This is a genomic window from Microbacterium sp. NPDC078428 (assembly GCF_044542535.1).
Lineage (GTDB): Bacteria > Actinomycetota > Actinomycetes > Actinomycetales > Microbacteriaceae > Microbacterium > Microbacterium limosum.
In genome coordinates this window covers 320,622-327,610 of the sequence record NZ_JBITUP010000004.1, presented here as the reverse complement: position 1 = coordinate 327,610, position 6,989 = coordinate 320,622, and the positions used below count along the sequence as shown (strand labels likewise).

The 6,989-nt window shown below is 70.2% G+C and carries 7 protein-coding genes; 1 reads left to right on the top strand and 6 read right to left on the bottom strand.

The genetic code is table 11. From position 1 onward, the window contains the following. Window positions 1-229: 229 nt before the first annotated feature. A complete protein-coding gene (locus ACIGCK_RS09990; RefSeq protein ID WP_396665762.1) occupies window positions 230-1,459 on the bottom strand; it encodes a PrsW family intramembrane metalloprotease in 1,230 nt (409 codons plus the stop codon). Between the two features lie 37 nt (window positions 1,460-1,496). Here ACIGCK_RS09990 and ACIGCK_RS09985 point away from each other — a divergent pair, with 37 nt between their 5' ends. Further along, the gene (locus tag ACIGCK_RS09985) at window positions 1,497-2,372 is read left to right on the top strand and encodes a fumarylacetoacetate hydrolase family protein (RefSeq protein WP_396665760.1); all 876 of its coding nucleotides are present in this window, start codon (window positions 1,497-1,499) and stop codon (window positions 2,370-2,372) included. A 12-nt stretch (window positions 2,373-2,384) separates the two neighbouring features. Here ACIGCK_RS09985 and ACIGCK_RS09980 read toward each other — a convergent pair whose 3' ends face one another. The 5 genes from ACIGCK_RS09980 to ACIGCK_RS09960 form a co-directional block, all read right to left on the bottom strand. Beyond that, on the bottom strand, window positions 2,385-3,851 hold the full coding sequence (locus tag ACIGCK_RS09980) for an aspartate ammonia-lyase (RefSeq protein WP_396665758.1): 1,467 nt from the start codon (window positions 3,849-3,851) through the stop codon (window positions 2,385-2,387). A 115-nt stretch (window positions 3,852-3,966) separates the two neighbouring features. Further along, window positions 3,967-4,470 carry an aldo/keto reductase gene (locus tag ACIGCK_RS09975; RefSeq protein ID WP_396665756.1) on the bottom strand — a complete coding sequence of 168 codons (504 nt, stop codon included), beginning with the start codon at window positions 4,468-4,470 and terminating at the stop codon, window positions 3,967-3,969. Further along, window positions 4,412-5,338 (bottom strand): metallophosphoesterase, encoded by a 927-nt coding sequence (locus tag ACIGCK_RS09970; protein WP_396665754.1) that lies wholly within the window; start codon window positions 5,336-5,338, stop codon window positions 4,412-4,414. The genes ACIGCK_RS09975 and ACIGCK_RS09970 overlap by 59 nt, the downstream gene beginning before the upstream one ends. 20 nt (window positions 5,339-5,358) lie before the next feature. After that, the gene (locus ACIGCK_RS09965) at window positions 5,359-5,685 is read right to left on the bottom strand and encodes a peptidase (RefSeq protein ID WP_330169797.1); all 327 of its coding nucleotides are present in this window, start codon (window positions 5,683-5,685) and stop codon (window positions 5,359-5,361) included. Window positions 5,686-5,690: 5 nt separating this feature from the next. Continuing rightward, the gene (locus tag ACIGCK_RS09960) at window positions 5,691-6,911 is read right to left on the bottom strand and encodes an anion permease (protein WP_396665752.1); all 1,221 of its coding nucleotides are present in this window, start codon (window positions 6,909-6,911) and stop codon (window positions 5,691-5,693) included. Window positions 6,912-6,989 lie beyond the last annotated feature (78 nt).

The window sequence follows — 6,989 nt, the reverse complement described above, 5'->3', positions numbered from 1 at the left end:
AACTCACTTCCCATGCCCCGAGCGTCACCATTTCGCGGGCAATCTCAAATGAGGCACCGAGGGCGTTTCGCGGGCACTTTACGTGAGTCTCGTCGGGACCTTGACAGCGCGCTCGGCGCGGAGCACGCTTGAGTTACGACCAACTCAGCGCCCGGGAGACACGCAGGCATCGCCGCGGCACCGGGCGCTGAGTCTTGGACGGTGTCGGACCGGGGCGCAGAGCGCCCTGTCAAAGGGCGAGCAGGGCCTGTCTCGCGGCAGCGGTGCGTTGCAGCAGCACGCGCTCGTCCTCCTGCGCCCTCGGGTCGCGCCCCGACAGGGACCGCTCCCGCGCCGCGGCCAGCGCGGTGGCGTCGTGGATGAACTCCCGCATGAGCGGTGTGCGATCGCCGCGCAGACCGCGCGCCCACTCGAGCCCGCGGCGGCGCCCGGCCGACGTGGCGAGCATGTCCACCTCCTCGGGAGTGAACCACCCGGCCTCCGCGTACTCGCCCAGCCGCCGGTGCGTCAGGCGCGACTCCTCGCGCTTGAGCGCCAGGACCCCGAGGGTGAACAGGATGAACAGCGGCACCTGGAGCGTGAGGTACAGCGCGAAGAAGTCGCCCAGCATCGCCGACCCGTTCCAGAACGCGTGCAGCGCGATCGCTCCGAGCAGGCCGAGCAGCCAGGGCCCGAGGATCGCGGTCCCGCGGGAACCACGGCGCGCGGCAAGACCTAGCGCGAAGCCGATGACGGCGGTGAACATCGCGTGAGCGAACGGAGAGAGGATGCCGCGGACGAAGAACGTGGCGCTCACCTCGGACACGCCGCCCTCGATGAAGCTGATCGCGAAGTACTGCACGTTCTCGGTGAGGGCGAACCCGGCGCCGACGAGCGCTCCGTACACGACGCCGTCCACCGGTCCGTCGAACGCCCGGCGCGCCGTCGCGATGATGAGCAGCAGCCCCAGGCCCTTGCCGACCTCCTCGACCACCGGCGCCTGGACGACCGAGGAGAACAGGTCGCGGGCGAAGGACCCGTCGGCACCGATCAGCGCCCCCACGCCCAGATCGACGAGGAGGGCGATCGCGACCGAGGCGATCGCACCCCAGGCGGCGGCGAAGACCAGCAGTCTGCGCGGCTCCGGCTCCCAGCGGTCGATCAGTCGCACGGCGAAGAGCACGACGGCGAAGGGCACGAGGGCGAGCACGAACCCCACGATCGACGCGCCGGCCCCGAGGAAGGTCAGGAAGTAGCCGACGAGGCCGACCAGGACGACGGCGAGCAGAGCGAACAGCCAGACGGAGGCGGTGCGCCCGCGCGTGGGCATCTTCGGCAACGGAGGCGGCGTGCCGATCGACGGCGGCGGGGGCGGGATGAGGGCGCCCCGCCCGGGGTGAGGCTGCTCCAGTGGTGAGGCGAAGTCGTGGGCTCGGGGCGAGGAGTCGCTCGCGGGCCAGGGCGGCGGTTGGTACGTCACATCGGCCAGCCTAGGCGCGGGCCGGTAGCGTGGGAGGGTGCGTTTCGCCCACATCGTCTCCCCCTCGTCCCCCGAACCCGCCCTCGTCGTCGTCTCCGGCGAGGAGGGGGTCGTCGTCTCCGAGCTGTGGGAGGGTGCTCCGAGCGACCTGCAAACCCTGATCGAGGGCGGAGACGACCTGCTCGCCCGGGTCCGCGACGCGATGGCGCAGCAGCCGGGGACGGCGACGCGGCATCCCCTCTCCTCCGTGTCGTTCGCGTCCGCCGTGAGCGCGCCGCCGCTGATCCTCGCGATCGGCCTCAACTACTCGGCCCACTCGAGCGAACTGGGGCTCAAGACCGATGCGGCTCCGACCGTCTTCACCCTGTGGCCCAATTCGCTCACCGGTCACGGCCAGACCACGACGTGGCCGCGGACGCTCAGCGAATCGGTGGACTACGAGGCCGAGCTCGGCGTCGTCGTGGGCCGGGCGGGAGCCGACATCGCGCCCGAGGATGCGCTCGATCACGTGTGGGGGTACACCGTGGTCAACGACATCACGGCCCGCGACATCCAGTTCTCCGAGGCCCAGTGGTCGCGGTGCAAGTCCTTCGACGGTTTCACGCCGACGGGCCCGTTCGTTGTGACCGCCGACGAGATCGCCGACCCGCAGAATCTCCACATCTGGGCCGTCGTCGACGGCCACACCGTCCAGGATGCCTCGACCGGTCAGATGGTGCGGTCGGTCGCGACCCTGGTGGCGCACCTCTCGCAGTCCGCCACCCTGCTGCCGGGGACGTTGATCTCCACCGGCAGCCCCGGGGGCGCGGGGTACTCGCGGGATCCGCAGATCTTCCTGCGCGATCGGTCCACGGTGACGGTGGGCATCGACGGCGTGGGCGAGCTGACCACGCACTGCCGCATCCTCGGCTGACCCCGATCCGCCCTAGAGGTCCTCGGCGGAGGAGACGGTCGGAATCGCCGCCGTCACCGCTTCGAGCCCCGACAGCCGCGCGGGCGAGAGCTGCTTGACGACCTCCTCGCGCGACATGAGCCCGGCCTCCACGACGAGGTCGGCCACGTTGCGCCCGGTCAGCAGCGCCGTCTTGGCCAGCGCCGCCGACGCCGAATAGCCGATGAAGGGCGTGAGGGCGGTGACGACGCCCACGGACGAGCCGACCATCGCGCCCAGACGCTCGCGGTTCGCGGTGATGCCGTCGACGCAGTTGACCCGGAGGGTGAACATCGCCTGCCGCATCCACGTGATCGACTGGAAGATCGAGTGCGCGATGACCGGTTCGAAGGCGTTGAGCTGCAGCTGCCCCGCCTCGACGGCCATCGTCACGGTCGTGTCGGCGCCGACGACGGCGAAGGCGACCTGATTGACGACCTCGGGGATGACGGGGTTGACCTTGCCGGGCATGATGCTCGAACCCGCCTGCCGCGCCGGCAGGTTGATCTCGCCGAAGCCCGCCTGGGGACCGGAGGAGAGCAGTCGCAGGTCGTTGCAGATCTTCGACAGCTTGATCGCATTCCGCTTGAGCGACGACGAGAACGACATGAAGGCGCCGGTGTCGCTCGTGGACTCCACGAGATCGGTGGCCGTCTGGAGATCCAGCGCGGTGATCTCCCGGAGGTGCCGCAGGACGGCGACCGAGTACCCCGGGTGCGCCGTGATCCCGGTGCCGATCGCCGTGGCACCCATGTTGATCTCGGTGAGCAGGTAGGCGTTCTCCTTCAGGCGGTTCCAGTCCTCGCGCAGCGTCGTCGCGAAGCCGTTGAACTCCTGTCCGAGGGTCATCGGAACGGCATCCTGCAGCTGCGTGCGGCCCACCTTCAGGATGTCGTGAAACTCGTCCGCCTTGGCCTGGAAGGATCGGCGAAGCAAGTCGAGCTGCTCGAGGAGGGCCCGCAGATCCAGGCTCAGACCCACCTTGATCGCGGTGGGGTAGACGTCGTTCGTCGACTGGCTGCGGTTGGTGTCGTCGATCGGCGAGAGGAATGCGTAATCGCCCTTCTCGCGTCCCGCCATCTCGAGCGCGACGTTGGTGATCACCTCGTTGGCGTTCATGTTCGTCGACGTGCCCGCCCCGCCCTGGATGACGCCGACGACGAACTCGTCGTGGAACTCGCCGTCGATGATGCGCTGGGCCGCCGCGTCGATCAGCGACGCCTTGTCCTCCGGCAGGACGCCGATCTCGCGATTGGCGCGCGCCGCGGCTTGCTTGACCATCGCGAGGCCGCGCACCAGGTCGGGATACACCGAGATCGGACGCTTGCTGATCGGGAAGTTCTCGAGCGCTCGTGCGGTGTGGATGCCCCAGTAGGCGTCGGCGGGGATCTCGAGCGATCCGAGGGAGTCGGTCTCGGTGCGGGTACGGGGCGCTGCGCCCACGTCCATGTGGGAGGCCATGTGGTGTCCTTGTGGGTCGATCACGGCGGATAGCGGGATGTGCCCCGAGCCTACCCGCGACGAACGCCGGGACCGACGCGAGGTGCGACGATCCCGGCGCCCGGTGTGTGCGCGATCAGCGATTCAGCGGCGACATGTCGGCGTAGCGGTCGCCCACCGCGGTGCCGACCTCGCCGAGCGCCGCGATCTGCGCGGCCGAGAGTTCCACGGCATCCGCCGCGACGTTCTCCTCCAGGGCCGCGATGCGGCGCGTCCCGGGGATGGGCGCGATGTCGTCGCCCTGCGCGAGGAGCCATGCGAGTGCCACCTGGGCGGGGGTCGCCCCGACTTCGCCCGCGACGGCCACGACCTTGTCGACGATCGCGAGGTTGGCGTTCAGGGCGTCACCGGCGAAACGCGGGTTGGAGCGGCGGAAGTCGCTCTCGTCGAGCTGGTCGAGCGAGCGGATGGCTCCGGTCAGGAATCCTCGCCCGAGCGGCGAATAAGGCACGAACCCGATGCCGAGCTCGCGGACGGTCGGCAGGATCTCGGCCTCGCCAGAACTTCGAGCGCACTCGAAGTCAAGCGTCCGGCGCGCGGTGCGGGCCGGGCTTGCGTGAGAACACCTCGAGGCGCTCATCGGGGGTGAGCCCGGACATCCGCTCGTACCACCCCGGACCGAAGAAGTCGCCGGACGGCGCCTCCGCGACGGGGACGACCGTGTGCGTGATCGTGTCGTCGTAGACGTGCACGAGGTGGAAGGACTGCCCGGCATCCATGCCGTTCACCGACGCCGCCGGACGGCCGAGGTCCATCGTGTAGCAGGTCGCCGACGCCACGCTCACGGGCACGCCCGCGAACGTGCCGTGGGTGGAGTAGTGGAGGTGCCCCGCGAGGATCGCGCGCACGTCGCCACCGTCGATGGCGTCGGCGAGGAGTTCCTGCCGCTGCAGTTCGAGGATGCCGAAGAGCGGCACATGGCTCGGGAGCGGCGGGTGGTGGAGGGCCAGGATCGTGCCGAGCGGGGCGGGGTCGCGCAACCGCTCGCGCAGCCACGCGAGCTGCGCGTCGTCGATGTCGCCGTGGTGCCAGCCCGGGACGGTCGAGTCGAGCGCGATGAGGCGCAGACCGCCCAGGTCCCACTCCCCCGTGATCGGCTCCTGCGTGGGCTCGCCGCCGAGCAGGTCGCGACGCATCTGCGGTCGCTCGTCGTGATTGCCGGCGACCCATACGATCGGCGCCGACAGACGCTCCGCGAGCGGCTCGACGACCTCGCGGAGGAGCCGGTACGCCTCCGGTTCGCCGAGATCGGTGAGATCGCCGGTGAAGACGAGCGCGTCGGGCGCGAGCTGCATCCCCTCGATGCGCTCGATCATGCGGCGCAGGTTCGCCTCCACGTCGTACACGCCGCCCAGGCGCCCGTCGCCGCCCAGGAGGTGGGTGTCGCTCAGGTGCAGCAGCGTGCGCAGCGGGGCGGGGTGACGGCCGAACGTGTAGGAAGTGCTCACGACGACAGCCTAGGAGCGGCTCACCCCACCACGATGAGGACGATGCCCGCGATGACGGCGAGACCGCACGCAGCGAAGCATGCGTATGCACCCGCGGCGGAGATGCGCTTCTGTCCCAGGGACAGCGGGTTCTTCTTGGCGGCCTTCGCCGCCGCCTTCTCTGCGCGCCGCGCCTGCTTCTCGCTGATGACCGTGATCGCGTCCGTGAACTCCGCCGGCGAGACGACGGGGACGCGACCCGCGCGCACGAGCAGGCGCAGGCCCAGCGCGTAGAAGCCGACCACGAGGATCGCCCCGACGAGGGCGGCGGCGAAGACCTGGAGGAATGCGAGCCAATCGATCGCCACGCCCGTCACCGCCCCGCCCTGTCGTCCTGCTCGCGACGCGCGGCCGCGGCGGCCTGACGGCGCGTGGGCGGCGGGTCGCCGGTCACCGTCACGGCGTGCCCGGACTCGGCGACCTCGCTCATCGCGTTGCCCGCATCGACGACGTTCCGGCGCGAGCGCAGGAACAGACCCACGATGATGACGAGGGCGATCGCGGCATCCACCATCACTCCCCACGTGCCGAACCAGACGACGACGAGCGCGGCGAGCGCTCCCACGAACCCGGCGGCCGGAAGCGTCAGCACCCAGCCGATCGCGATCCGCCCCACGGTGCGCCACCGCACCGCGGAGCCGCGACGCCCGAGGCCGGATCCGATGACTGAGCCGGAGGCGACCTGGGTGGTCGAGAGCGCGAAGCCGAGCGCGCTCGAGGCGAGGATCGTGGAGGCTGTGGACGTCTCGGCGGCGAACCCCTGGGCGGGCTTGACGTCGGTCAGGCCCTTGCCGAGGGTGCGGATGATGCGCCACCCGCCCATGTACGTCCCGAGCGCGATCGTGACGGCGCAGGCCACGATCACCCACAGCTGCGGGTCGGGGTCGCTCTGCCACCCCACGGTGAGGAGCGCGAGGGTGATGACCCCCATCGTCTTCTGCGCATCGTTCGTGCCGTGGGCGAGCGCGACCAGGCTCGACGTGAAGATCTGCCCCCACCGGAAGCCCGAGCGTCCGTCGGGCTTGCCGTCGTAGCGACGCGTCAGGGCGTAGGCGATCTTCGTGACGCTGAAGGCGATGAGGCCCGCCGTGACGGGCGCGATGACGGCGGGCAGGATGACCTTCGACATCACGACGCCGAAATCGATCGCGGCGACGCCGACGCCGACGAGGGTGGCGCCGATGAGCCCGCCGAACAGGGCGTGGGAGGAACTGGAGGGCAGCCCGAGCAGCCAGGTCAGCATGTTCCAGGTGATCGCGCCGATGAGCCCCGCGAAGATGATGGCCGGGAAGACGGCGCCCGAGATCTCATCCTCGCGGATCATTCCGCCGGAGATGGTCCGCGCGACCTCGGTGGACAGGAACGCCCCGACCAGATTGAGGACGGCGGCGAGCAGGACCGCCACCTTCGGCTTGAGCGCGCCGGTCGCGATGGGCGTCGCCATCGCGTTCGCGGTGTCGTGGAAGCCGTTGGTGAAGTCGAAGAAGAGCGCCAGTCCGATGACGAGCACGATGACGAGTGCTGCGGTGTCCACGTTCGCTTTCCGGGAAGGGGATGGGGCGTGCCGCGCGTGCGGCGTGACGAACGAAGAGTTCACCGGCTGTTCAGGGGC